This window comes from Advenella mimigardefordensis DPN7 (genome assembly GCF_000521505.1).
GTDB lineage: Bacteria > Pseudomonadota > Gammaproteobacteria > Burkholderiales > Burkholderiaceae_B > Advenella > Advenella mimigardefordensis.
This window is the reverse complement of record NZ_CP003915.1, coordinates 2,469,715-2,493,830: the sequence shown is the minus strand read 5'-3', so window position 1 is coordinate 2,493,830 and position 24,116 is coordinate 2,469,715. Positions and strand designations below refer to the sequence as shown.

Annotated in this window: 27 protein-coding genes and 1 tRNA gene; 17 read left to right on the top strand and 11 right to left on the bottom strand. The window is 53.0% G+C overall.

The annotated features are described in order from the left end of the window. Positions 1 to 33: 33 nt before the first annotated feature. Complete coding sequence (locus MIM_RS11505) at positions 34 to 372, bottom strand: P-II family nitrogen regulator (RefSeq protein WP_025372905.1); 339 nt, start codon at positions 370 to 372, stop codon at positions 34 to 36. Between the two features lie 351 nt (positions 373 to 723). Here MIM_RS11505 and MIM_RS22140 point away from each other — a divergent pair, with 351 nt between their 5' ends. The 9 genes from MIM_RS22140 (at position 724) to MIM_RS11455 (ending at position 8,795) form a co-directional block, all read left to right on the top strand. Next, a complete protein-coding gene (locus tag MIM_RS22140; RefSeq protein WP_025372904.1) occupies positions 724 to 1,365 on the top strand; it encodes a hypothetical protein in 642 nt (213 codons plus the stop codon). 120 nt (positions 1,366 to 1,485) lie between these two features. After that, entirely contained in the window at positions 1,486 to 1,770 is a 285-nt protein-coding gene (locus MIM_RS11490) for an accessory factor UbiK family protein (RefSeq protein ID WP_025372903.1), read from the top strand. 230 nt (positions 1,771 to 2,000) lie between these two features. Continuing rightward, positions 2,001 to 3,560 (top strand): YifB family Mg chelatase-like AAA ATPase, encoded by a 1,560-nt coding sequence (locus MIM_RS11485; protein WP_025372902.1) that lies wholly within the window; start codon positions 2,001 to 2,003, stop codon positions 3,558 to 3,560. Between the two features lie 328 nt (positions 3,561 to 3,888). Next, positions 3,889 to 4,086 carry a 50S ribosomal protein L35 gene (rpmI, locus tag MIM_RS11480; protein WP_025372901.1) on the top strand — a complete coding sequence of 66 codons (198 nt, stop codon included), beginning with the start codon at positions 3,889 to 3,891 and terminating at the stop codon, positions 4,084 to 4,086. Between the two features lie 13 nt (positions 4,087 to 4,099). Further along, positions 4,100 to 4,459 carry a 50S ribosomal protein L20 gene (rplT, locus tag MIM_RS11475; protein ID WP_025372900.1) on the top strand — a complete coding sequence of 120 codons (360 nt, stop codon included), beginning with the start codon at positions 4,100 to 4,102 and terminating at the stop codon, positions 4,457 to 4,459. Between the two features lie 82 nt (positions 4,460 to 4,541). Further along, a complete protein-coding gene (gene pheS / locus MIM_RS11470) occupies positions 4,542 to 5,564 on the top strand; it encodes a phenylalanine--tRNA ligase subunit alpha (RefSeq protein WP_025372899.1) in 1,023 nt (340 codons plus the stop codon). 44 nt (positions 5,565 to 5,608) lie between these two features. Next, positions 5,609 to 8,014: a phenylalanine--tRNA ligase subunit beta gene (gene pheT, locus MIM_RS11465; RefSeq protein ID WP_025372898.1), complete on the top strand. Its 2,406-nt coding sequence runs from the start codon at positions 5,609 to 5,611 to the stop codon at positions 8,012 to 8,014. A gap of 18 nt (positions 8,015 to 8,032) precedes the next feature. Then, the gene (locus MIM_RS11460; protein WP_014750764.1) at positions 8,033 to 8,365 is read left to right on the top strand and encodes an integration host factor subunit alpha; all 333 of its coding nucleotides are present in this window, start codon (positions 8,033 to 8,035) and stop codon (positions 8,363 to 8,365) included. Positions 8,366 to 8,405: 40 nt separating this feature from the next. Continuing rightward, on the top strand, positions 8,406 to 8,795 hold the full coding sequence (locus MIM_RS11455) for a MerR family transcriptional regulator (RefSeq protein WP_014750763.1): 390 nt from the start codon (positions 8,406 to 8,408) through the stop codon (positions 8,793 to 8,795). A gap of 268 nt (positions 8,796 to 9,063) precedes the next feature. Here the strand turns inward: MIM_RS11455 and MIM_RS11450 are convergent, their stop codons facing one another. Both MIM_RS11450 and MIM_RS11445 read right to left on the bottom strand, forming a co-directional pair. Beyond that, positions 9,064 to 10,221, bottom strand: coding sequence for an alpha-hydroxy acid oxidase (locus MIM_RS11450; protein ID WP_025372897.1), 1,158 nt, complete (start codon positions 10,219 to 10,221; stop codon positions 9,064 to 9,066). A 106-nt stretch (positions 10,222 to 10,327) separates the two neighbouring features. Then, positions 10,328 to 10,768: a hypothetical protein gene (locus MIM_RS11445; protein WP_025372896.1), complete on the bottom strand. Its 441-nt coding sequence runs from the start codon at positions 10,766 to 10,768 to the stop codon at positions 10,328 to 10,330. 249 nt (positions 10,769 to 11,017) lie between these two features. Here MIM_RS11445 and MIM_RS11440 point away from each other — a divergent pair, with 249 nt between their 5' ends. From MIM_RS11440 to MIM_RS11430, 3 genes are read left to right on the top strand one after another with little or no spacing between them, the layout of a single operon-like run. Next, the gene (locus MIM_RS11440) at positions 11,018 to 11,539 is read left to right on the top strand and encodes a DUF4142 domain-containing protein (RefSeq protein ID WP_025372895.1); all 522 of its coding nucleotides are present in this window, start codon (positions 11,018 to 11,020) and stop codon (positions 11,537 to 11,539) included. Next, positions 11,539 to 11,931 carry a cupredoxin domain-containing protein gene (locus tag MIM_RS23505; RefSeq protein WP_025372894.1) on the top strand — a complete coding sequence of 131 codons (393 nt, stop codon included), beginning with the start codon at positions 11,539 to 11,541 and terminating at the stop codon, positions 11,929 to 11,931. The genes MIM_RS11440 and MIM_RS23505 overlap by 1 nt, the downstream gene beginning before the upstream one ends. Positions 11,932 to 11,950: 19 nt before the next feature. Beyond that, positions 11,951 to 12,637, top strand: coding sequence for an RNA polymerase sigma factor (locus MIM_RS11430; RefSeq protein WP_025372893.1), 687 nt, complete (start codon positions 11,951 to 11,953; stop codon positions 12,635 to 12,637). A 44-nt stretch (positions 12,638 to 12,681) separates the two neighbouring features. Here MIM_RS11430 and MIM_RS11425 read toward each other — a convergent pair. The 4 genes from MIM_RS11425 to MIM_RS11410 all read right to left on the bottom strand — a co-directional run bounded on the left by MIM_RS11425 (position 12,682) and on the right by MIM_RS11410 (position 14,736). Beyond that, a tRNA-Pro gene (locus MIM_RS11425) sits at positions 12,682 to 12,758 on the bottom strand. Positions 12,759 to 12,944: 186 nt separating this feature from the next. Beyond that, positions 12,945 to 13,295: a GFA family protein gene (locus MIM_RS11420; RefSeq protein WP_025372892.1), complete on the bottom strand. Its 351-nt coding sequence runs from the start codon at positions 13,293 to 13,295 to the stop codon at positions 12,945 to 12,947. 81 nt (positions 13,296 to 13,376) lie between these two features. After that, positions 13,377 to 13,793, bottom strand: coding sequence for a hypothetical protein (locus MIM_RS11415; protein WP_025372891.1), 417 nt, complete (start codon positions 13,791 to 13,793; stop codon positions 13,377 to 13,379). Between the two features lie 358 nt (positions 13,794 to 14,151). Continuing rightward, positions 14,152 to 14,736, bottom strand: coding sequence for a YceI family protein (locus MIM_RS11410; protein ID WP_025372890.1), 585 nt, complete (start codon positions 14,734 to 14,736; stop codon positions 14,152 to 14,154). A 401-nt stretch (positions 14,737 to 15,137) separates the two neighbouring features. Between MIM_RS11410 and MIM_RS11405 the strand changes: the two genes are divergently transcribed. Continuing rightward, entirely contained in the window at positions 15,138 to 16,304 is a 1,167-nt protein-coding gene (locus MIM_RS11405; protein ID WP_025372889.1) for a methyltransferase, read from the top strand. Here MIM_RS11405 and MIM_RS11400 read toward each other — a convergent pair. Next, positions 16,285 to 16,539 carry a hypothetical protein gene (locus tag MIM_RS11400; RefSeq protein WP_025372888.1) on the bottom strand — a complete coding sequence of 85 codons (255 nt, stop codon included), beginning with the start codon at positions 16,537 to 16,539 and terminating at the stop codon, positions 16,285 to 16,287. The two genes, MIM_RS11405 and MIM_RS11400, sit on opposite strands and share 20 nt — an antisense overlap. A 257-nt stretch (positions 16,540 to 16,796) precedes the next feature. Here MIM_RS11400 and MIM_RS22135 point away from each other — a divergent pair, with 257 nt between their 5' ends. Beyond that, positions 16,797 to 17,195, top strand: coding sequence for a hypothetical protein (locus MIM_RS22135; protein WP_025372887.1), 399 nt, complete (start codon positions 16,797 to 16,799; stop codon positions 17,193 to 17,195). A gap of 321 nt (positions 17,196 to 17,516) precedes the next feature. Next, on the top strand, positions 17,517 to 19,898 hold the full coding sequence (locus MIM_RS11390; RefSeq protein WP_025372886.1) for a UvrD-helicase domain-containing protein: 2,382 nt from the start codon (positions 17,517 to 17,519) through the stop codon (positions 19,896 to 19,898). Here the strand turns inward: MIM_RS11390 and MIM_RS22910 are convergent. Next, the gene (locus tag MIM_RS22910) at positions 19,794 to 20,147 is read right to left on the bottom strand and encodes a hypothetical protein (protein WP_144084637.1); all 354 of its coding nucleotides are present in this window, start codon (positions 20,145 to 20,147) and stop codon (positions 19,794 to 19,796) included. The two genes, MIM_RS11390 and MIM_RS22910, sit on opposite strands and share 105 nt — an antisense overlap. A gap of 214 nt (positions 20,148 to 20,361) precedes the next feature. Here MIM_RS22910 and dinB point away from each other — a divergent pair, with 214 nt between their 5' ends. After that, the gene (gene dinB / locus MIM_RS11380) at positions 20,362 to 21,426 is read left to right on the top strand and encodes a DNA polymerase IV (RefSeq protein ID WP_025372884.1); all 1,065 of its coding nucleotides are present in this window, start codon (positions 20,362 to 20,364) and stop codon (positions 21,424 to 21,426) included. 130 nt (positions 21,427 to 21,556) lie between these two features. Here the strand turns inward: dinB and MIM_RS11375 are convergent, their stop codons facing one another. Continuing rightward, positions 21,557 to 22,018, bottom strand: coding sequence for a GatB/YqeY domain-containing protein (locus tag MIM_RS11375; RefSeq protein WP_025372883.1), 462 nt, complete (start codon positions 22,016 to 22,018; stop codon positions 21,557 to 21,559). A gap of 63 nt (positions 22,019 to 22,081) precedes the next feature. On the opposite strand from MIM_RS11375, the gene MIM_RS22130 reads away from it, so the two are divergent. Beyond that, the gene (locus MIM_RS22130; RefSeq protein WP_025372882.1) at positions 22,082 to 22,798 is read left to right on the top strand and encodes an alpha/beta hydrolase family protein; all 717 of its coding nucleotides are present in this window, start codon (positions 22,082 to 22,084) and stop codon (positions 22,796 to 22,798) included. A 57-nt stretch (positions 22,799 to 22,855) separates the two neighbouring features. On the opposite strand, the gene pbpG is transcribed toward MIM_RS22130, so the two are convergent. Continuing rightward, positions 22,856 to 23,767 (bottom strand): D-alanyl-D-alanine endopeptidase, encoded by a 912-nt coding sequence (pbpG, locus tag MIM_RS11365; protein WP_025372881.1) that lies wholly within the window; start codon positions 23,765 to 23,767, stop codon positions 22,856 to 22,858. Positions 23,768 to 24,116 lie beyond the last annotated feature (349 nt).

Here is a 24,116-nt window from a genome sequence, read left to right as displayed (position 1 = left end):
TTCCTTTCAATACGGGTGATAGGGGCGACGAGCTTAAAGCGCCGCATTGCCGGTTTCGCCGGTGCGAATCCGGATGACTTGTTCCAGGTCAGACACGAAAATTTTCCCGTCACCGATCTTGCCGGTGGAGCCTGACTGGCAGATGGTTTCAATTGCCTGTTCCACCTGCTCGTCGGAAACGGCGGTCTCCAGCTTGATTTTGGGCAGGAAGTCCACGACGTATTCGGCGCCGCGGTATAACTCTGTATGACCTTTCTGCCGGCCAAACCCCTTGACTTCTGTAATTGTCAGCCCTTGAATGCCGATGTCGGCCAGGCCGGCACGGACCTCATCCAGTTTGAATGGCTTGATAATGGCAGTGATCAGTTTCACAATGTTCTCCCAGAAATAACATTTGTTTTAAGGACCGGTTGTCCATGGCCTTGTAAAAGCAATAGTCGTGCCAGTTTTTATTGGCGAATAAATGTATGCCCAGGCACACAAATGATGCATAAATCCAGAAGACCAAAACCACATGCGCTATATTGGTGCAATGATCGGAATTTTGTTTGATTGGCTTGCATGAAGTGTCCGGGGCGGTGCTGTTATTCATTCAGTTAGTGCACGCGTCTGCAACAGGGAAGGCTCACCCGGGACGGTTCAGATGATGTTCAGCTTATCCGGGCCGTTAAATTAAAGTAAAATCGTGAAACAAATTCCATTTTCATTTGATGAGGTGAAGTTTTGAAGAATGTATCCAAAATCAGTCTGGTAGCCATGTTATCTGCCGCCGCCTTTATTGCCGGATGTGATAATAGTTCTGATACTGCAGAGACCACGTCGGCGCCTGAAACAAGCAATTCGGCTGCGGAACAAACCCAGCAGGCTGTCGATAAGGCAGTGGACGAGACAAAAGTGGCGGGAGAGAAAGCAGCTGAAGCTGCCTCAGAGGCAGCCAATAAAGCCGGCGATGCGACTCAGGAGGCAGCAGATAAGGCGGGCGAATCAGCCGGTAACGTGATGGAGTCTGTTAAAGAATCGGCCGGTAATGCGCTGGAGTCAGCTAAAGAGGCGGGTTCAAATGCCGCTGAAACGGTCCGGGAACACGCTCACAGCGCCATGGAGTCCGTCAAAGAAGCGACAGAGTCAGGCAAGCAGGCGGTTTCTGACGTCGTGGAATCGGTCAAAGAGAAAACAGCTGAAGTGACTCAGCCGGCTGGTGATACGTCTGCGTCTGCACCAGCCGAGAGCGCTCCGGCTGAAACGGCGCCAGCTGCAAACGCGCCAACTGAAAGTGCGCCCGCAGAGACTGCTCCAACTGAGACTGCGCCGGCAGAAAGTGCTCCGGCCGCAACTGAGCCTGAAAGTGAGTCAAAACCGCAATAAGCAATGGTCTGTCAACCCGCCAAACGGCGGGTTGATGCTATAGGGGCATGCGCGAATGTGTACAATATGAAGAACAGAACGTGGCACTGGTGCCCGCGTACACAAACAGGAATCACCATCATGAAATCTAACCAGTTGTTTGAAGATTTTCAGAAGAATATTCAGGAATTGATCAAGAACAGCCCGGCGGCCGATATAGAAAAGAATGTGAAAGCATTCATGGCCCAGGGTTTTTCCAGGCTGGATCTGGTCACGCGGGACGAGTTTGACGTCCAGGTTGCCTTGTCGGCAAAGCTGCGCGAACGTTTGTTCGAGCTGGAATCGCGCGTTCGTGCGCTGGAAGAAAAGGCGGGCATCACCCCTTCGTCTGCAGACACGACACCTACGGGTCCGGTTGTCGACTGAGTCAATAGAATACGCTCATTGCCCGCCGGGTACGCAGTCCTTTCACAGCGACTGGCATGTGCGTGCATCGTGTCTGGCTTTTCGCGATAAGACGCCTCGGGAAAAACGCGGGGTGGCGTGAATGCGCCTGGCGGCCGTTGTCGCTACTCACCATAGATCAATCTGTCCCGCAATGACGGTAGCCGTATCTGCTTTCTGCCAGAATGCCTCTGTGCATTCAGGAGGAACAGATGAGTTTAGCGGTGTTGGCCAGCAGAGCGCTTTGCGGTATGCATGCGCCAGAAGTATTGGTTGAGGTCCATCTCGCCCAGGGGTTGCCGTCCTTCACCATTGTCGGGCTGCCGGATGCGGGCGTCAGAGAGAGCAGGGAGCGGGTACGTTCCGCTATATTAAGTAGTGGCTATACTTTTCCTGCCGGGCGGCTGACGGCCAATCTTGCACCGGCCGATATCCCAAAAGAATCAGGCAGATTTGATCTGCCGATTGCGCTCGGCGTTTTGCTGGCATCGGGGCAATTGGTCTTATCCGAGAAAATGTCCCGGCAAACCTTGCCCGGCATTATCTTCGCAGGCGAGCTGTCTCTCACTGGCGCACTCGTGCCGGTTGCGGCGCCGCTGGTGATTGCCCTTGCCGCTGCCAGGACTGGTGATTCGGGCGGGGCAGGCAGCGGTCCCATCCTTATGCTGCCGATTGAGAGTGCCTGTATGGCTGCCGCTGTACCAGGACTGAAGGTGATCGGCGCGCGTACGCTGCGAGAGGCGGCAGGCCATCTGGACGAGACGGCGGAGCTGGCACCCGTGATAGCATCAACCCAGTCAACGCCGGAATACCAGGACGGGGCTGCCGGCACAGAAGCGCCAGCGCTTTGTTTATCCGATGTGCGGGGACAGCAGGTGGCCTGCCGCGCGCTGGAGGTGGCTGCCAGCGGCAGTCATGGATTGTTGATGTCCGGGTCGCCGGGTATCGGCAAAAGCATGCTGGCGCAGCGGCTGCCGGGCCTATTGCCGCCCCTGGATGAAAATGCAGCCATAGAAGTGGCAGCGATTCATAGCTTGCGGCAACGTACGCTGCGATTTTCCCGGAGCGTTCCGATACAGGCGCCGCATCATTCCAGCACTGCGGCTGCGTTGATTGGTGGCGGGAGCAATCCACGGCCAGGCCAGATCAGCCTGGCCCATCATGGGGTCTTGTTTCTGGACGAACTGCCCGAGTTTCAGCGGCATGTACTGGAGGCGTTACGCGAACCCATGGAAACAGGAGAAATCCATATTGCCCGTGCCAATCGTTCGGTGAGCTATCCCTGCCGTTTCCAGTTGGTGGCCGCCATGAATCCCTGTCCTTGCGGGTATCTGGGGAGTACCCACCAGACCTGCCGCTGTACACCGGAGCAAATTGAACGTTACCGGGCTCGCCTGTCGGGGCCGTTTCTGGATCGTCTGGATATGTTGTTACAGTTATCACCACCGCCGCAGGGCTGGCAGCAGTTGCCGCCTGCCGAGTCATCAGGCATCGTGCGGCAGCGTGTCATACAGTGTCGTGAGCGGCAGTTGAAGCGCCAGGGGCGGTTGAATGCCCAACTCACGCCGGATCGGATGGATACGTTTTGTGTCACCGACGCCGAGGCTGCGCAACTGCTGGCCAGGGCAGGGGTGCATTGGGGGTGGTCGGCCAGAGCGATGCATCGGGTGTTACGCGTTGCCCGCACGATCGCGGATATGGCGGGGGCAGAGCAGATTCGTGCGGCCGATCTGACCGAAGCGATGTCGTTTCGCCAGCAGCTGGCCCGCTAACAGGCAATCAACAGGGGAGGGAGCAAACGCAGGAGGGTAGCGTGGCTTTTCCGGGAATCCGTCGCCTGACGACCACATTTATTGCCTATTCGGCATTTCTATCAGCTCTGGTAGGCTGAACTGCTGGCGGTGGAGAAAAAATCATCGTATAATCAATGGTTTCCCGCAGACCGTAGGCGCCATGGATTAACTGCTTTTCGGGTATCCGGAAGCGTGGCAGTGAGCCAGGGGGTTCGAGCGGATCGTGACGGGAAAGAAGGATACGGGTTAGCAAAGTCTTAATAAACGGTTATTAGGCACCTTTTATCCACATTTGCAGGTATTAGTTATGCCCAAAATGAAAACCAAGAAAAGTGCTTCCAAGCGCTTTATCGTACGCGGTAGCGGTTCTATCAAGCGTGGTCAGGCTTTCAAACGCCACATTCTGACAAAGAAAACCACGAAAAACAAACGTCATCTGCGCGGTTCAACAGCCGTCCATGATTCTGATGTGGCTTCTGTACGAGCCATGATGCCTTTTGCTTGATAGGAGTTAAATTATGCCTCGCGTAAAACGCGGTGTTACCGCACGTGCTCGTCACAAAAAAGTTATTGCTGCAGCTAAAGGCTATCGTGGCCGCCGCGGCAATGTGTTCCGTATTGCCAAACAGGCAGTCATGCGTGCTGGTCAGTATGCATATCGTGACCGTCGCAATAAGAAACGTACATTCCGTGCTCTCTGGATTACCCGTATCAACGCGGCAGTCCGTGAAAACGGCATGACTTACAGTGTATTTATCGCCGGACTGAAAAAGGCCGCTATTGAACTGGACCGCAAGGTTCTGGCTGATATGGCTGTCCACGACAAAGCGGGTTTTGCCGCTGTTGTCAAACAGGCCAAATCTGCCCTGGGCGCCTGATCCACTGACGATTTAAATTTGTGCTGTATTACAAACGGGGCTCGTTTCGGGTCCCGTTTGTTATTTCAAGAATGGACATTTCATGACGCAATCGCTGGACGATCTGATTCTTCAGGCTAAAGACAAATTCGAGCAGGCAGCCGATTCGGCTTCGCTTGAAAATGAAAAAGCAAAATTTCTTGGGAAAAACGGGGTTATTACCGGTTTCATGAAAGGGCTGGCACAGCTGCCGCCTGATCAGAAGAAGGCCGAAGGCGCCCGCATCAATCGCGTCAAGCAGCAAATTGAATTAATGCTCACTGCGCGTCGCGAACAGTTCGCACGGGATCAATTGAACCAGCGTCTTGCTGCGGAAACCATTGACGTGACGCTGCCCGGCAGGGGGCGTGCCATGGGTGGCGTCCATCCGGTCATCCAGTCGTGGCAGCGTATCGAAGAAATTTTCCACAGTATCGGTTTTGATGTGGCAGATGGCCCCGAAATCGAAAATGACTGGACCAACTTTACTGCTCTGAATAATCCGGAGAACCATCCCGCGCGTTCCATGCAGGATACGTTCTACGTGGACATGAATGATGCCGGGGGCCTGCCTTTTCTGCTGCGCACGCACACCAGTCCCATGCAGGTGCGTTACGCCCGCATGAACAAGCCGCCGATCAAAGTAATCGCGCCCGGCCGTACCTATCGTGTGGACAGCGATGCAACGCATTCACCCATGTTTCATCAGGTCGAGGGCCTGTGGATCGCGGAAGACATCTCTTTCGCTGACCTCAAAGGGGTGTATACGAATTTTCTGAAAGCTTTTTTTGAAACCGACGACCTGAGCGTGCGGTTTCGACCTTCTTTTTTCCCATTTACCGAGCCGTCTGCTGAAATCGACATGATGTTCACCTCCGGCCCCAACCAGGGCCGCTGGCTGGAAATTTCCGGTTCAGGTCAGGTGCATCCGGAGGTGGTGCGCAATTTCGGTCTGGATCCGGAAAAATACATCGGATTCGCGTTCGGGTCAGGCATTGAGCGTCTGACTATGTTGCGCTATGGCGTGAATGATCTGCGGCAGTTCTACGAGGGAGACCTGCGCTTCCTGCGTCAGTTCAATCGCTGATCCCTACGCTTTTACTCTCTCTTTGAACCTAGAAAAAAGACATCATGTTATTTCCTGAATCCTGGTTAAGATCTTTCGTTAATCCATCGATTTCCACCGACGAGCTGTCCCATACGTTAACGATGGCGGGTCTGGAAATCGAAGGGACCGCACCTGTCGCGCCGCCATTTTCGGGGATCGTGGTCGCGCATATCATGGCGGTTAGGCCCCATCCCAATGCAGATAAACTGCGCATTTGTACCGTAGATGATGGCTCTGGCGAGCCCCTGCAGATCGTCTGCGGTGCGCCGAATGCTGCTGAAGGACTGAAAGTGCCTCTGGCGCGGATCGGCGCAGTGCTGCCAGGCGATTTCAAGATCAGCAAGGCGCGCATGCGCGGCGAAGATTCTTTCGGTATGCTGTGTTCTGCGCGTGAACTGGGGCTGTCCCAGGATCATGGCGGATTGCTGGAGCTGGACGCCAATGCCAAAATCGGCCAGGATATCCGTAGCGCGCTGGATCTGAACGACACTATTTTCGAAATAAAGCTCACGCCTAATCGTGCCGATTGCCTGTCCATTCTGGGGGTGGCGCGCGAAGTGCGTGCGCTCACTGGCGCATCGTTGACCGAGCCCGTCTGCGCACCAGTGGCCGTGACGCATCAGGACGTATTGCCGGTCACGGTCGACGCACCGGATCTGTGCGGTCGCTTTGCGGGCCGGATCATCCGTGGTGTGAATGCCAGAGCGGCCACGCCTGACTGGATGAAAAGCCGGCTGGAGCGTGCAGGCCAGCGTTCGGTCTCGGCATTGGTGGATATTTCCAATTACGTCATGCTGGAACTGGGCCGGCCCAGTCATGTATTTGATCTGACCAGAATCAATGGCGGGCTTACCGTGCGCTGGGCAAAAGAAGGGGAAAGCCTGACTTTGCTGAATGATCAGACAGTGCAGCTGGCGCCCGATGTGGGCGTGATCGCTGCGGGTGAGACGATCGAAAGCCTGGCCGGCATCATGGGCGGGGCGGCAACAGCCGTCTCTCTGGATACAACGGATATTTACCTGGAAGCCGCCTTCTGGTTTCCTGATGCTATTGCCGGTCGCGCTCGTCGCTACAAGTTCAGTTCCGAAGCCAGCCATCGCTTCGAGCGTGGTGTTGATTTCCAGAACGTGGTTGAGCACATCGAGTATATTTCCAGTCTGATTCTCGAAATCTGTGGTGGGCAGGCAGGTCCTGTCAGCGATCAAACGATCGCATTGCCGCCGCGGCCTGCCGTGTCTATGCGCCTGGCCCGATGCCGCAAGGTGCTGGGTGTGAACGTCACCGAGGAGCAGGTGCGTGATGTCTTTACCAAGTTGAATTTTCAGTTTACTGAGCAGGACGGTGTATTTTCCGTGATTCCTCCGTCATTCCGTTTTGACCTGGAAATAGAGGAAGACCTGATCGAAGAGGTTGCCCGTATTTACGGATTCGAGAATATCCCCAGTATTCCGCCGAAAACATCCGCCACGATGCTGTCCACGAACGAAACCCGCCGCTCCCAGCACCAGTTGCGCCATCTTATGGCTGCGCTGGACTACCAGGAAGTGGTGAACTTCAGCTTCGTGCAGAAAGACTGGGAAAGCAATTACATGGGTAACAGCGATCCGATCGTACTGCTCAATCCCATTGCCAGCCAGCTGGAAGTGATGCGTTCGGGCCTGATCGGTGGACTGATAGCCAATATTCAATATAACCAGAAGCGCCAGCAAAGCCGGGTTCGGGTCTTTGAGCTGGGACGTATCTTTGTTCGTGATAGCGCCGTCACCGATGGTGATCTGAGCGTGGCAGGGGTACGCCAGCCGTTACATCTGGCCGGAGCGGCCTGGGGTCCGGCAGAGCCGGAGCAGTGGGGCCTGCCCGTGCGTCAGACCGATTTCTTCGACGTCAAGAACGATATCGAGCGCCTGTGCAGCCAGCAGCTGCAGCACCTGCGTTTTGAGCCGGTCAGCCATCCCGCCCTGCATCCGGGGCGCAGTGCCAGTATCCTCCTTAACGGCGAGCTGATTGGTTTTGTGGGCGAATTGCATCCACAATGGGTACAGGACAATGAGCTGGTTCACGCGCCGGTGGTATTCGAAATGGATGTTGCAGCATTGCAGAAAATGCGGTTCGCCCACTATACGGAAGTGGCAAAACAGCCTGCCGTGTTCCGGGATCTGGCGATTTGGGCACCGGTGACCGTGAAATTGCAGGACTTGCTTGACACATTGGAGAATAATCAGCAAGATGGGCAATTCCTTGATATTATTAAGGATATTGCATTATTTGATGTCTGGAAGGATCCTCAGTCAGCGCAGCAGGAGCGTAGTCTGGCCTTGCGGTTTACGCTGCAGGACCCGGTGGCAACCTTGGAAGACACACGAGTAGACCAGTGCATGAATGCAGTACTTGAATTGCTGGTTCAAAAGCATGGCGTTCGTAAAAGATAGAACAGGAAGGGAAAGAGCATGTTGGAAGAAAACAATACCTTAACCAAGGCAGAATTGGCAGAGTTGCTGTTTGAGCGCGTTGGATTGAACAAACGGGAAGCCAAGGATATTGTGGATACCTTTTTTGAGGAAATCCGCGAGTCGCTCGCCAAGGGCGATTCAGTAAAACTGTCTGGTTTCGGCAACTTTCAGGTGCGCGACAAACCCGCCAGACCGGGTCGCAATCCCAAGACCGGCGAGGTCATCCCTATCTCTGCGCGCCGGGTCGTTACCTTCCACGCGAGTCAGAAGCTCAAGGGAATCGTGGAGCAGGGGGATGAATATAATCCGGATCTTACGCTCATCGATTAAAGTAGTTCCTTAAAAGACGGTTTGGGTTTACAATCTGCGCATGAATCAGACTGAAATACCTTCCATCACTGCGTTGCCACCGATTCCGGCAAAGCGATATTTCACCATCGGTGAGGTATCCGAGCTGTGCTGCGTCAAGCCTCACGTTCTGCGTTACTGGGAACAGGAGTTTACGCAGCTGAACCCGGTTAAACGCCGCGGTAACCGCCGTTATTATCAGCATCATGAAGTACTGCTCATCCGCAAAATTCGTGATCTGCTGTATGAACAGGGATTTACCATCAGCGGGGCACGCAATCGCCTGAGCGACGGCCGCGATGCCCAGCACGATCAAGACGCTGCGGTTCGTTTGTCTGCGCAGGATCTGCAATACATCCGCTCAGAACTCAATAGCGTCATGAAAATTTTCGACCAAATGGTCGCGCCCTGATTGCTTCTTTGCCGTGGTGGGTTCTGGCTCGATTACACCGTTGCAGTGTGATCACTGCCCAGAGCAGCATTGCGCTGTTCTGGCGAATGCCACCCATTCTGCTTACGAAAAAGCCTCCCACGAAAAAGCCTCCCACGAATAAGAGCCGCACGAATAAGAGCCACACAAAAAAGCCGTGATTCACTTAACGTCAATCACGGCTTTTTGCCTTTTTTTGCTTTTTTTTTGCCTTTAGGCAACCCGGCTGCCCAAAGCGTGTACTTGCAGATTACCGCTGCGCAGGCAACAAGATATCGGCAGTGACTTTATTAATATCGGTCTGCCCGCAGAACCCCAGCGTAATATCCAGCTCATTGCGAATAATCTCAAGGATTTTGGTTACGCCTTGTTCGCCGTAGGCACCCAGCGCATACAGGAAGGCGCGTCCGATCATGGTGCCTTTGGCGCCCAACGCAATCGCCCGCAGTACATCCTGACCGGAACGAATGCCGCTGTCGAGCCACACTTCCGGGCCCTCCGTGCCGATCGCGTCGATAATGGACGGGAGCATGGCGATGGACGAAGAAGCACCATCAAGCTGGCGACCACCGTGATTTGACACAACAATGGCATCGGCGCCGGTTTCTTTGGCCAGGCGTGCATCTTCCGGATCCAGGATGCCCTTGAGCACCAGTTTGCCGCCCCAGCGGTTTTTGATCCACTCAATATCATTCCAGTTCAGGCTGGGGTCAAACTGCTGGGCCGTCCATGAAGATAGCGAGGATAAATCATCCACCCCCTTGGCATGGCCGACAATATTGCCGAAAGTGCGGCGCTGCGTCCTGGACATTTTCCATACCCATTCCGGTTTTAACGCCAGATTGAGCAGATTCGGGATGGTTGGTTTAGGCGGCGCAGAAAGGCCGTTTTTGATATCTTTGTGGCGTTGTCCGAGTACCTGCAGATCCAGCGTCACCACCAGAGCCGAGCAGTTGGCTGCCTTGGCGCGATCAATCAGGCGTTCGTTGAAGTCGCGATCACGCATGATGTATTGCTGGAACCAGAAGGGAGCAGAGGTATGGGCGGCAATGTCCTCAATGGAGCAGATGCTCATGGTAGACAGGCAAAAGGGCACACCGAATTTTTCTGCAGCGCGCGCAGCAAGAATTTCCCCGTCGGGATGCTGCATGCCAGTTGAGCCGGTGGGCGCCAGCGCCACGGGCATGGTCACATCGTGCCCCAGCATTTTGCTGCGCAAATTGCGGTTTTCAATGTCAACAGCGACACGCTGGCGGAACTTGATCTTTTGAAAATCTTCCTGATTGGCGCGGTAAGTGGATTCAGTCCATGCGCCCGAGTCCGCATAGTCATAAAACATCTTCGGCACTTTACGCCGCGCGATGCGTTGCAAGTCGTCCAGGCAGGTGATTTTGGTCAGATCAGCCATTATTTCATTTCCATGAATACAAACAATAGCGTCAATTATACGGATTAAGGGTGAAGAAACCACTGTCTCTTCACCCTTAAAATTAAAATAAAGGAAGCGGGTGGCGTTATTCAGCTGGCCAGCGCAATACCGCCGTTTCGGTTTTACCTTTGGTCAACGTGAAGGCATGTTTGCGCGTTTCGCCCTTATAGGTGGCGGTCAATTCATACTTGCCATCGGGCAGCTTCACATTGAGATAAGGCCCGGTGTTGGTCACATCAAATACTTTTTTGTTGTCCTTATCAACAATCTGCACGGCAACGTCGGACAGGAATGCCTGATCTTTCACTGCCGAAAATGTCATCAGCAGGTTATAGTCTTTCTCGGCGCTTTTCATTTCATTCTGTTCAGCGTTACCGATGCCACCCGTAATGTACTGGATCGACTCGAAACTTTGCGGCTGTACCTGTGCGAATACGGCATTGGCGCAGCCGATAGTCAGGCCCAGAGCCAGGGCAGAGGTGGCCAGAAACGTTTGAATGTGACGGATGGAAAACTGTGTGTTCATTCTGATACTCCTTAATAAACTGATTCGGGCGCATTTACTTTCATGCATATATCAATCCCGAACAGCCAAGTCAGTGTAAACATAAAAGCCGCAGCAAAAGCCGTTTTGATGCGGGCTGAAATATTTCTGGATTTTTTTAATATCCGGAACGCCAGCGATTCTGGTGACATCCAATGTAATGAACGGCGTTATTGCGGCCGGCTAGGCTGCCAATTCGTTTTGTCATAAATATATACTAAAGGATGCAAAATGAAATCACTATATATGGGATGGATTCTGGTTACGGCCCTTTCAGGTTGTGCGTCGGCAGCAACAGACAGCGGGCCTACTGACGCGCAAATTGCTGCGATTGTTGTCACCGCTAACCAGGTAGACGTGGATGCGGGCAAGCTGGCGGCATCGACATCTGCGTCGAAGGATGTGCGGTCATTTGCCAATTTGATGGTTGCTGATCACAGCGCGGTGAATCGTTCGGCGACTGAGCTTGTGCAGAAATTAAACGTGAAGCCTCAGCCCAGTCAAACCAGCAGCGAGCTGCAGGCGGCTGGGGACGGTAATCTGGCAAAGCTTAAATTGTTGAAAGGGGCGGCATTTGACAAGGCTTATATTGATAACGAAGTAACCTATCATGAAGCGGTGCTTGATGCGCTGGATAAAACCCTGATTCCCGACGCAGACAATGCAGAGCTGAAAGCGCTGTTGATCAAAGTGCGGCCAGCCTTTGTTGCGCATCTGGCGCACGCAAAACATCTTCAGGGACAATTGAAATAATGAACGGCCAGCCAGCTCTGAGCGAAGCCGGCCTAATCGGGGGAGTCGGCTTTCGACGATCGATTGGATGGATCATTGCATTGCTGGCGGTATGGTTGTTGCAGATGCCGCTGGCGCATGGCGCAAGTAAAGTGGTGGCATCAACAGTACATATCGTCTCGATTCAGAATATGCAGTTTGTGCCGGCCGTGCTGACGATCCAATTGGGTGATAAGGTCACGTGGGTTAATAATGATCTGGTGCGACATACGGCAAGCGCTAGCGATTCGCAGTTTGATTCGGGCAATATCCCGGTCGGTGGATCCTGGACATATACTGCCAAAGAGGAGGGAGCACTCGGCTATGCGTGCCGATACCATCCTGGCATGCAGGCGACACTGAAGGTGCAATAGGTATTCGGGGAGTGGCGAAATGGCACGAGAAGCATTGGCACCGGGCGATCCGGACGAAAATACGGACATCGTGTTGGCACAGCGAATCGCAGCAGGCGACATGGCGGCACTGGAGTTGATGATGCGTCGCCATAACCGGCGTCTGTACAGGCTGGCCCGAGCGATATTGCGTAACGATGCAGAGGCTGAAGAGGTTTTGCAGGATACCTATTTTGCTGCATATCGCGGAATAAACCATTTCCGCGGCGATGCCTCACTTTTCACCTGGCTTTCCCGGATGCTGCTCAATGAGTGTTTTGCTCGCCAGCGAAAGACGCAACGACGTGGCAGGCTGTTTTCCGTGGCTGACAATATCGAAAACGAGACACATGCCATGTTAATCAACGATAGCAACCCACCGTACCATGAAGCAACGCGCGGGCAGTTGCGTGCACTGCTGGAGGCGCGATTGGATCAGTTGCCGGAATCGTTTCGTATCGTATTTGTCCTGAGGTCGGTAGAAGAAATGTCGGTAGAGGAGACGGCGTTGTGCCTGGGGATTCCTGAAGCGACGGTACGCAGCCGCCATCATCGCGCCAACGCGATGTTGCGCAAGTTGCTGGCCCGTGACCTGGATCTGAGCGCGCGTGATATGTTTGAATTTGACGGCGATAACTGCGACCGCACTGTTGCCACGGTGCTGCAGCGGGTGAAATTGGTGCAGTAAAACAAAAAAGGACTTAGCGATTTCTCGTAAGTCCTTGATTTTGTTGGTCGGAACGGAAGGATTCGAACCTTCGACCCCTTGCACCCCATGCAAGTGCGCTACCAGGCTGCGCTACGCCCCGACGATGTTGTCATTTAGCTATTTTCGGAAAATCACATCTGGCTAATCTTTGGGGAAGAGGTTGATTAGTAATACGATTCAGCTAAGTCGTGCATCATAGCATTGTGACGAATTTTTTTCAATCTTATGTGGCCGGTTTCGTTAAAAAGCTGACCAATGATTGATGGGTGAGTGCAACGTAGTAACGCTAAGCCGCAGCGCCGTCGTGTTTTTTCAGCACCAGTGCGTCAAGGTCTGCCTCGGGTACGCTGCGCAAATTGACCGCATAAGCGACTGTGCCATCCTGTTTTTGGCCGGACGAAAAGGATTGAACGCCGCAAATTTTACAGAATTGATGCTGGACTTTGTGTTTATTGAACGCGTACGTTGTTAGCTGATCACTGCCGCTGTGCAATTGAAACTGATCGGCGGAAACAAAGGTCAGGAGAGAGCCGTTGCGTCTGCATATGGAGCAGTTGCAACTGAGCGCCTGCGTTGGTAATTCTGCATTAACTGTAAAAGTGACTGCCCCGCAGTGGCAGCTTCCCTGATATGACATTGCACCGCTCCTTTTAAATAGCAACGCTCGATATGGGCAGGCGGCCCGATCTGGATCGTACAGCCCGCCTGGTCTGCGTGATCAGGAGCCTATGCGGCGTTGCAGTTGCACATAGGCACGTTCAGCAGCCTTTTGTTTTGCTGGCGTTGTTGGGGCCAGATAATACGAGGAAAAACTGGAGTAGTACCGTTTTAACACGGGGCGAGTGCGTTTGTCTGCATTATCATAAGCCTGTTTATAGTCGCGTTCCCAGTTGCGATTAATGACCCGGTAGCATCGCGTTCCTTTTTCATAGGATTCCTGCGTCATGGCTTCACAGCGGCTTACCGAGGCGGGCGGATATTTATTGGCGAAGTCGGCGGCGGTTGCGGTTTCCGCTTTGTCTGATTCCTGTTCCTGCGCGGTGAATTCGGCGTAGGGGTCAGTCCGGCCGAAGGAGCAGGCGGCCAACAAAATCAGCGATGTGATAACAGTGGTTTTTTTGATTATTGAATGCATGTTCGAATTTTCCAGAAGCGAGAAATATTAGCCGGGGAGACGCCCGCCTGCGCGAAAGTATATACAACTTTAGAACGGCTACAAAGAGAAATATAATGAATGAAATACGAAGGGAGGGCCGTCCGGTCGCGGCTTGCCGGGTGCAGGTAAAGGACAGATTAACGGTCCGTATCCGAAGTACTGCCGCTCAGAATGGGTTGGGATTGTCAGGCAGTAAAGTCAGGCAGTAAAAATACAGGGCATAAAAACAGCCGTTGACGAGGCCAACGGCTATGGTGAAGTGACAGAGAAATGCCAGGCAAGGCGCGCTAGGCTGATCAGCGCACGTTTCCATCTCTTCTGAAAATGTTCATCGTGGTTATTTGACAATGGCTTCGATCTGAACCAGTATTTTCACTTCGTCGGGAACGCCCATGTCGATGCCCCAGTTCATACCCCATTCTGAACGTTTGATCGTGGTTTCGAAATCACCGCCGCAGATGTTCTTTTTCAGAACCGGCTGGAAATAGCAATTGTAATTGGTATTGTTCAGCGTGACCGGGTGAGTCTGGCCCAGCAGCGTGAGATCGCCGCCTACTGTGGCAAGTTTGTCATTTTTGTATTCAAACGATTTGCCGGCAAAGGTGATGTCCGGGTATTTTTCGGCATTGAAAAAATCCGCTGATTTCAAATGATCATCAAACGCTTTGGTGCCTGAATTGATTGATCCGGTTACTATTTTTATATCCGCATTTCCCTTATTCTGTTTGGCATCGGCGGCGATCGTGCCCTGGATATCATCAAAGCGAATACGCAGTGTCGACGTATTAAAGTGTACGACTTCCACGGTCACAAATGTGTGGGTGGGCTCGACTTCGTAGTTGGCTGTTTCGGCCTGGGCCGTGCCGGCGATCCCGCAGACCAGGGCTGCAGAAATGGCGACGTTACGCAATACAGATGTCATTGAATATACTCCCGGAAAAAATGACCAGGTAATCTCAGGATGACCTGGTGTGTAAATTATTTTCATAATTTATCATGAATGCATTCAGTATTTTGTAAGTAGCAGAGATATCGCTGTATTCATCCTCTGGACAGGTCGGCGTAAGCGCTGCCAGTTTGGCGGAGTGCCAGGCCGGGATGTAAGTGCACCGTCTGGCTATACGGACCACCGCTATCTATACAAGGCTGGTATAGGACATGTTTTATGGCACAATGCGTTGTTGTTCGCGTTAAGTTGCGCTTTCACTGGCAGCGTGCTCAATACAATATGCGCGTATGTGTGTGCGTCGTTGTTGAGAGCGATAAAAAGCATGTTACCGGTGATAAACAGTACAGGATTGCAATCCAGGGGAAATGAACTAGATGAATACGGAACAGACGACAGGTGGCGCGCCGGCCTGGTGCGAACAACTGCCTGAGGGCGAGCCCGCGGCTGTCTGGCATTCAGAAGCCGGTTTTGCTGCGCCAGCAGCTATCGAGTATGCCGACGATACGATACGGGCTGATCAGGCGTTGAAAAAAATGCGCAATGCCATCGGTTTACTCTGGCGCGGGGATTTCCAGAATGGCAGGCAGCTCTTGCAGGCTCTGGGGCGTCGCCTGGATCGCAAAACCAAAACGGCCCGTCTTTCCGCTGACGAGCCGCTGGCCGCACGCTTTCATCGGTATCGGATGCAGCAGGCGCAGCGGGCGCGTTTGCTGGGCTTGGTCCTTATCAGGATTGAATCGGATAATTCAATTGCGCTACGCCGGGCACCAGACTGGGAGCAGGCGCTGCTTCAGGTATACGGGCCTGCACATCCGCCCATGCTGGTGTCACTGCGGGAATTGCTTGGCGTTGTTGGCGCGTATGAGTGGCGCCGCAAAGGCGTTCCCATTGCCAACTGTGATTTTCGGATCCACCCGCATTACGGCGTATTTTCACCTTCCCGGGCCGAGTATCTTACATTGGTCATGCAGGCAGCATTGCCGGAAAAATGCCACAGTGCATTTGATATTGGCACCGGGACCGGTGTGTTGTCTATTCTGTTAGCTAAACGAGGCATCGCACAGATCGTTGCGACCGATTCTTCGCCGCTTGCGGTGGCATGCGCGCAGGAAAATGTGGACAGGCTGCAGCTGGGTGCTCAGATATCTGTGCAGCAGCGGCCGTTTTTTCCCGAGGGCAGGGCAGATCTGCTGGTATGCAATCCCCCCTGGTTACCGGGCAAAGTGACCTCATCGCTTGATGCGGCCGTCTACGATCCGAATGAACAAATGTTGCAGGGCTATCTGCAAAACGCCCGGCAGCATTTGAGCCCGGGTGGCCAGATCTGGCTGATTATGTCAGACCTTGCCCAGTTGCTGGGTTTACGCGCTCCGAACGCAATGGCGCGGCACTTCAGCAATAATGGTCTGCGCGTCATGGCTGTTTATGAGACCAAACCGACTCACGCTCGCGCAAGCGATAGTTCCGATCCACTGCATGAAGCGCGTGCGCGCGAGACGACATCACTATGGTGTCTGGCGCCTATTGACACTGAAAATTGATGAAGTAGGTGTCTTCTGGTGAACCGGTGCCAGTAGGATTGTGTTGTGAAATATTGACAGGTTTCTGATAGCCACAAGTTTTCTGGGCAGTCTGCATGCACATTTCCCAGTTCGGTGGCGTTTTTGCATCAGGCGAGCATTTAACACCGTAATTGCCGCGATCTGTTACGTCCAGCCCACTGGATGCACAACCGGCCAGCACGATAGGGACAAGAAGCAATAGCAGTTTTTTCATTCACGAACTCCTCTTGAGGCTGTATTGTCTGGTGGCTGTATTGTATCGGATTATTAATCATGCACTTTTATTTTAATTAAATTCAGTTATAGTAATAAAAGAATATCCTGTAACGTATTGAGTTGAGCGTAAGCATTTTTTCCATTGCGAGAAGTGATATGTTCAATTTGTATGCATTCCGTTACATTCAACTGTGATTCTGTTGTTATTATGAGAGTCGTATAAGTTTTGTTTATGTCTTTTAAAGGGGTACTTCTATGAAAAAATTTCTCGTTCCCGCTATGATCGTTCTCGCAACTGCAGCATCAGTAAACGTACACGCCGCTAAGCCGTCAGATAATCTGTCCCGGCATGCGCTGGGCGAGGCAAAGGATACCCGTTCGGCTTGGGCCAAATCCCAGGATATGTATGTTGAGCCAACACTGCGTATGACGGAAACAACAGTACCTGTCACACCAGGTCAGGTTCCACAACAAAATCAACCTGTTGAAGCAGTACCTGCAGGCACTGTGCCTCCAGGGGGTACCAGCACGACCACAGTGTATGGCCCTAATGGTCAGCCAGTGAACCAGTCTGCCACGCCGGGTCAGCCAGTGCCTATGCAACAGGGTGGTAACGCTCAACCTGCTCAGGATCTGTCCCGACCCAAGCCTTAATCGCTGGCGCGTGGCCGGTGTCATGTTGCCTGGCCAAAGGCGTGATCTGCAGGCATAAATAGCGCGAGCAGTTTCGACAGCTGTTTACGTCATCATGCAGATCTGCCTGCCAATTGCTATAGAAAAACCGATACCGTTACGACGCTATCGGTTTTTTTTCTGCGTGATCCTTGTTCAGGAAAGCCATACCAGTTCAATCCGCCGAGTAAAGATCAACCAATGTGCGAATAGCACAGAGGATAAAAAAGCCCGCATATAACGCCGGCATTGGCTTGCATTCATTAATCTGTTGGTATTGGCCAATATCAACCCAGACACCGAATGCAACCACTCAATACGACCAGCAACGAAGTTACGACCAGCAACGACAACCCGGACGAATGTCTGGCGCGCTACGCGGATTTGTTCGACAGTATTGAGCGTACTCCACTGACGCAGGAGCAGCGTCGGGCGTGTGTATCGGATGCGCCTGCGACACTGGTTCTGGCGGGGGCAGGCACAGGCAAGACAAGTACGCTGACGGGACGTGTGGCGTTTCTCATTGCGCATGGGCTGGCCCGGCCTGCGGACATTCTCTGCCTTGCATTTGCCCGAGAGGCGGCATTGGAAATCGATGATCGCCTGCAACGCCGCCTGGCAGCACGCTGGCCAATACAGGGCTTTACGGCAAGCACCTTTCACAGTCTCGGTCTGCGCATCGTGCGTGAGGTCGAAGGCAATCAGCCTGTGCTGACTGAGCTTTGCAGTAACCCGCAGGCGTTGACGGGTTTTATTCATGAGCAAATGCTGCAGCTGGCGACGAACTCGGCAGACTATGCTGGCTTGTTGTTTGAGTATTTTGCGATAGTGGAACCTGATCTTGTACTGGCTTGCGAGTTTACGAAGCGCACTCATTACCTGAGCGCATGTTCAGCCGGTCTCTTGCAGACACTTCGTGGCGAAGTTGTGCGTAATCCATTTGATTGTCTGGTGGCCAATGCCTTGTGTTTGATGGGCGTTGAATACGATTATCGTAAACATTATCCGCATTCAGTATTCCTGGCCCGACGCCGCCCGTATCGGAGCACTTTTTACCTGCGAAATACAGCCGTATATATTGATGTATTCGATTGTGCAAGGCCTGCAGATGAGCAATGCGCTGCCGCTGTGCTGTCGCATCGGCTTGCGGGCATTCACCAGACTTATGGCACTCGTCATATTATTCTTTGGGAAGAGCCGGGCTATGTATTCGATATCTGGCAATTGATTGAGCGATTAAATCGCTTGCTGTGGGAATGTGATGAACCTGCACAGATAAGTGCGGTAGACAAGACATCATGTCGCACCGGGAATGGGCAAAGTCAAAGTAATTCATATCAAAACACGCAGTGGCAGCAAAGCCGGTATCGTGCCTGCCTGCAAGGCTTATTTGATTCTGCGCGCTGGTCATCGCTGGTGGAGATGCTGGCAACGGTGTTGCCGCTCTATCGTCAATTCAGGTCGCTAGCGGTTGCCAACACCGAACCGGCTGAACTGAAGACCCCTTGTCAGCGGCGTCGTCTCTCGGTGATCACGAAGTTGATGCAGCCGCTGGCGAGTGCCTATCAGGCACGTCTGGATACGCATGGCGATATTGATTTTGATGAGATGATCGCAAGGGCAACGCAGTATGTCGCCACTGGTCGCTTTATGGTTCCCTGGCGTGATATTTTGATTGATGAGTTCCAGGATATTTCGTCACCACGGTTTGCGCTGATTGCGGCTATGCTGCGGCAACGACCGGACTTGCGGCTTTTTTGCGTGGGCGATGATTGGCAGGCCATTTATCGTTTTGCCGGTAGTGAGATTCGATACAGTACGCAGTTCGCTGAACAGGTTCATCCTCTGGCCAGAATCGTGCCCCTGAGTCGTACGTTTCGCTTCAATCAGGCCTTGTGTCAAGTCAGTAGCGGCTTTCTGATGAAAAACCCATCCCAGAATCGCAAGCAGCTGTTTGCTACGAACAACGACAAACCACACGTCATTACGGTTGCCCGGCAGCAGGATGGCCTGGCGGTTATCCTGTCAAGGCTGCAGCAGGCGCAATCGACGCAAAAAAGCGCGGTGCTTATTTTGGCGCGATTTGCGCATTTGCTGCCGGACAGTCACAAGTTGAACGCTTATGCCAGGCATTATCCTGGCTTGCGGATCAGCGCCAGCACGGTGCATGCATCCAAGGGGCTGGAAGCTGATTATGTTTTGATTTTGAATATGGCTGCGGGGACTTATGGCTTTCCGCCAGGCAGGCAAGCTGATCCTGTGATCGAATCCTTTCTGCCGCAGCCGGAGCGCTTTGAGCATGCTGACGAGCGCAGATTGTTTTACGTCGCACTCACGCGCGCCAGGAAACACGTGTGGTTGCTGGTGCCGCAAGATCGGAAAAACATGTCGGTGTTTGTGCAGGAACTACTGCGTGATAATAAAGTGGCGGTCCGCCGCCCGGGTGCAGTTGCTGCCAGCATAGTCGGCTGGTGGAATGCGATGGGCCAGTCTGCTGTTGCCGGCGTATCTCGTTGCATTGCGGTTAAAAGGGCGTGCCGTTCTCGTAATGCCTGGTGTCCGTGGGCGGGTAGCGCTGTGTTAGCTGACGGGCAGAAACGACCGAGAGCCGGCGTAATTGATAAAATCAAGCGCTATATTAAAGGCCTCGGTATCCGCGCAGAAAAAAAGAACCGTGTCGTCTGAATCCATATTGGCCAGAATGGATTCCATTTCGTCTTCTATTGGTTCATCTTCAAGGCCCAGGCTGGAGACATGGATCTGGCCGTCCTGCTCAAAACGCGCTTTTGGGAGAATATCCGGGATCCGGTCAAAGTCTACTTCTTCCACAATCAGATAGATGTCCAGCGCCAGGCCGTTGACTTGTGCCAGTACTTCAATCCCATTATGGATTGGCCGGGTCAGGCTTGTTTGTATTCCAGGTTCGCCCGTCATGATTTATTCAGAAAGCAAAGAAGTTGGAGGTGGCGCATCGCTGGGCAAAGCCGGGGCACCGTTGTAATGGCCTTGGTGCACACCGCAACCGGCAAGGGCAATGAGAAGGGCAGTCACTGCGAAAAATTTTTGCATGTTAGTTTGAAGTACCAGGAATGAGGGCTAGCGGGAATCGCTACAATGTCATTGTAATACGAACTGACCGTCTGGAACCATGACACGAAAAATTGTCCATATTGATATGGACGCATTTTATGCTTCTGTTGAGTTGCGGGAAAATCCACAACTCAAGGGGTTGCCTGTGGTTGTTGCCTGGGACAGCATTCGTTCGGTGATCGTTGCTGCTTCTTATGAGGCGCGCAAATATGGCTTGCGGTCTGCCATGTCGGTCAGGCGGGCACGGGAGCTGTGCCCGCATGCGATTTATATCTCCCCCAACTTCACATTGTACCGCGACGTGTCGCGGCAGGTGCGCGCCATTTTTCAGCAATACACTGACCGGATTGAACCGCTGTCGCTGGACGAAGCCTATCTGGATGTCACGCAGAATCACAAGGGTATCGCGTCTGCGACAGAAGTGGCCAACCGGATACGGGAGGAGATTTTTCTGCAGACGTCGCTTACCGCATCGGCCGGGGTGGCACCCAATAAGTTTCTGGCCAAGATTGCCTCGGACTGGAATAAACCTAATGGCATCTGTGTGGTTCCGCCTTCCAAAGTCATGGCGTTTTTGCAGGACCTGCCCCTTGAAAAGATTCCGGGCGTGGGACGGGTGACGCTGGCAAAATTTCATAGGCTGCAAATGAAGACCGTTGCAGACCTGCGCCTGCGCAGTGAGTGGGAGCTCACGCATCATTTCGGACGTTATGGCCATCGGTTATACGAATTGGCGCGCGGCATCGATTTACGTGAGGTCGATACCAATCAGGAGTCGCAGCAGATCTCCACAGAAACGACCTTTGACCGGGATTTACCTTATCTGCAGCTCCAGGATCCGCTGGATGCCATTGCCAGAAAATTATGGGATCAGGTGCTGCGCAAACGCAAGTTTGGTCGCACCGTCACGCTCAAGCTCAAGAGCGCATCATTCAGGATCGTGACCCGATCGCAGACCTATTCCAGTCCGATTTATTCGCTGGATGAAGTCAGGCAGGCCGCAGCCTCGCTGCTGGAACGGGTTGAGCTGGATAAGCGTCAGTCGCTGTATCGGCTGATTGGCCTGGGTATCAGCGCTTTTGCGGATATTGACGAAGTGGAGGCGCAGCTATTATTGCTGTAGCGGGGTTGTCTGCGGCCGGACTTTAGTGGCGGCAGGGCGGGTGCCGGGGAGTATGGGGACGCCCGGTGTGTGCAAACAGATAAGCCATATATCGCAGCAACGACCGGGTGTGATTTTTCAATGAAGCGATTCAGGGTTTAAGCCGGTCTTTCAGGCGCTTTGACAGTTCCGCCATGTCTGTGCGGCCTGCCAGCTTTTGCTTGAGAACGGCCATGGCCTTGCCCATGATTGCCGGACCCGTCACGCCGTCAGCTGTCACCTGCGTAAGCGCAGCGTCAATTGCCTCGGTCACTTCCTGTTCTGATGCTTCTTCCGGCAGGAATTCCCGCAACACTTCAAGCTCGGCCTTTTCTGCTTCGGCGGTTTCAGTACGACCGGCATTTTCAAACGCGGTGATAGATTCCTTGCGTTGCTTGACCTGTTTTTCGACGATGGCCAGCACCTGGTCGTCATTCAGTTCAATGCGTTCGTCGATTTCTTTCTGTTTGATAGCGGCCTGCAGAAATCGCAGTGTGCCCAGTCGTGCTGTCTGCTTGGCGCGCATGGCGTCCTTGACGGCATCTGATATTGCTATTTTGAGGGAAGAAGACATGAATTTATTCCGGGAATGGTAAGATTAGTTTCATATTATGGCATAACTTTTTCGGAGATATATATGACGGAAATAAAGACTTCCCAGATTCTTCTCCCGGAAGGCGGCGCCCACGGTCAGCTGTTTTACATACTGCATGAAGAGAGCGAGCAGTTAACGAATATGCCATTTTTGTTAGGCACTATCCGGGCTGAATTTCCTGATGCTGTGATTCAGCTTGCTGTGGTTGCCCTGGAAGAGGACCTGCAATGGCCCGCCGCCGAAAGTTCGGAAGCGGATGTGTCTGCTACGGTGCAACTGGCTCCACGCCTGGCAGAAAGCATCAAGTCGCTGGAACATGACATTCAGATGGGTCAGAACAAGCAGGGGGTATTGAGTGAAGCTACAGCCGTGGTCGGCGTGGGCCTTGCGGGATCGCTGGTGCTGGGTCTCACCTTGCTGGAGCAGCCAATAGCCGGCAGGATCATTACGTTTGGCGCGGCATTTCCGGCGTATCCGCTGGATCTGTCGCTGGATACAACGATTCATCTGTTGCATGCGGACAGGGATATGGCAGTGCCGTCCACGCAGGCTCGCGAGGCGCACGAACGAATGGCGCTGCTGCAGGCCGATGCGACGATTGACATCGCCATGAATTCGGCTGATTCGTTTAGTGAGGTGCTGATTGGAAAAATGTTTGAAAGACTCAAAACCTGCGTGCCATTGCGATACTGGCGTTACGCGGCGGAGTCTGGCGATGATAAGGAACAGGACGAGGTGCCGCCTGCATCATTGCATTAAATAATGCGCCCGGACGGCAGGGGTTGTGGTTGCCATCCGGCTCGACTGTAAGAACAGTTATAGCAGGGTGGGGTAATCCTGCTGCACCATATGGCGTACTCGAACCGCGTCTGCGAAACGGGTCAGTCCGCCATCTGCATTGAGCAATACCACGGCTACCGGACGACGATCCATTTCAGTCATCATGACGAGGCAGTCGCCGGCTTCACGGATGTAGCCGGTTTTTGAAATGTGGATATTCCAGTTGCTATTGCGGATCAGGCGATTGGTATTGCGGTAACGCTGTTCTCGCCCATTGCTGGTCACGATTTCATACTTGTCGCTGGTTGTGTATTCGCGAATAAGCGGCTGCTGGTGTACTGCCTGCATCAATCGCACCAGATCGCGGGGAGAGGATACATTCTGCGGCGACAATCCCGTGGGCTCAACAAAACGGGTTCGGGTCATGCCCAATTGACGCGCTTTGGCATTCATTTCGCGGATAAACGCGTCCATGCCGCCCGGGTAGGTTCGGGCCAGTGCATGAGCCGCCCGGTTTTCCGAAGACATAAGGGCCAGATGCAGCAGTTCAGTACGTGTCAATATTGTGCCTACTGACAGGCGCGAGGATGATTTTTTGACGCGATCAATATCATCTGCCGTAACGATAATCTGTTCGTTCATGTTCAGATTAGCAGTGGTGATGATCAGCGCGGTCATCAGTTTGCTGATCGACGCAATGGGCCGGATCACATCGGCATTTTTTGAATATAGTATGCGGTTATCGGTCAGGTCGACGACATAGGCGACCTGGGAACGAACAATGCCGCCATTGTCTGCCTGGCCCACAACGGTGGCGGCTGATGGCAGTACATCATAGCCCTGGCTGCCGTCGTCTTCCTGGGCGAAGCTGGAAACAGGTACAATAGAACCGGTAGCCAGCGCCACGGCCAGGCATGCGGTCAGGGTTTTTTTAAGAAATTTTTGCATAGGTTCGTCGCGAGCAAATTAGATCAGGGTCAGCGCAATTATAAATAAGATTTGAAAAAAAATATATTTATTAATGAGTTAGAGGCGATATCTAAATTTACTGTTAAGTAGGTGACGCAGGTGGCGGCTTGTGTTTTAGGTCCGCTTTAAAAGACGAAGAGGGAAATTGATTGCAAATTCAGCTATATTTGGCTAAATTTGGTTAAATTGTATCAAATATTTTCTTGTGGGAAACGGGCGGCCGGCGGGGCGTTTTTTTGCTCAGGCGCTGCGGTAAATATCGCAATTGCATGGTTATTGCGCATGAGTGAGGGTCAGGGGCGATAAAATAGCGCTTTCCTGTTCAGGC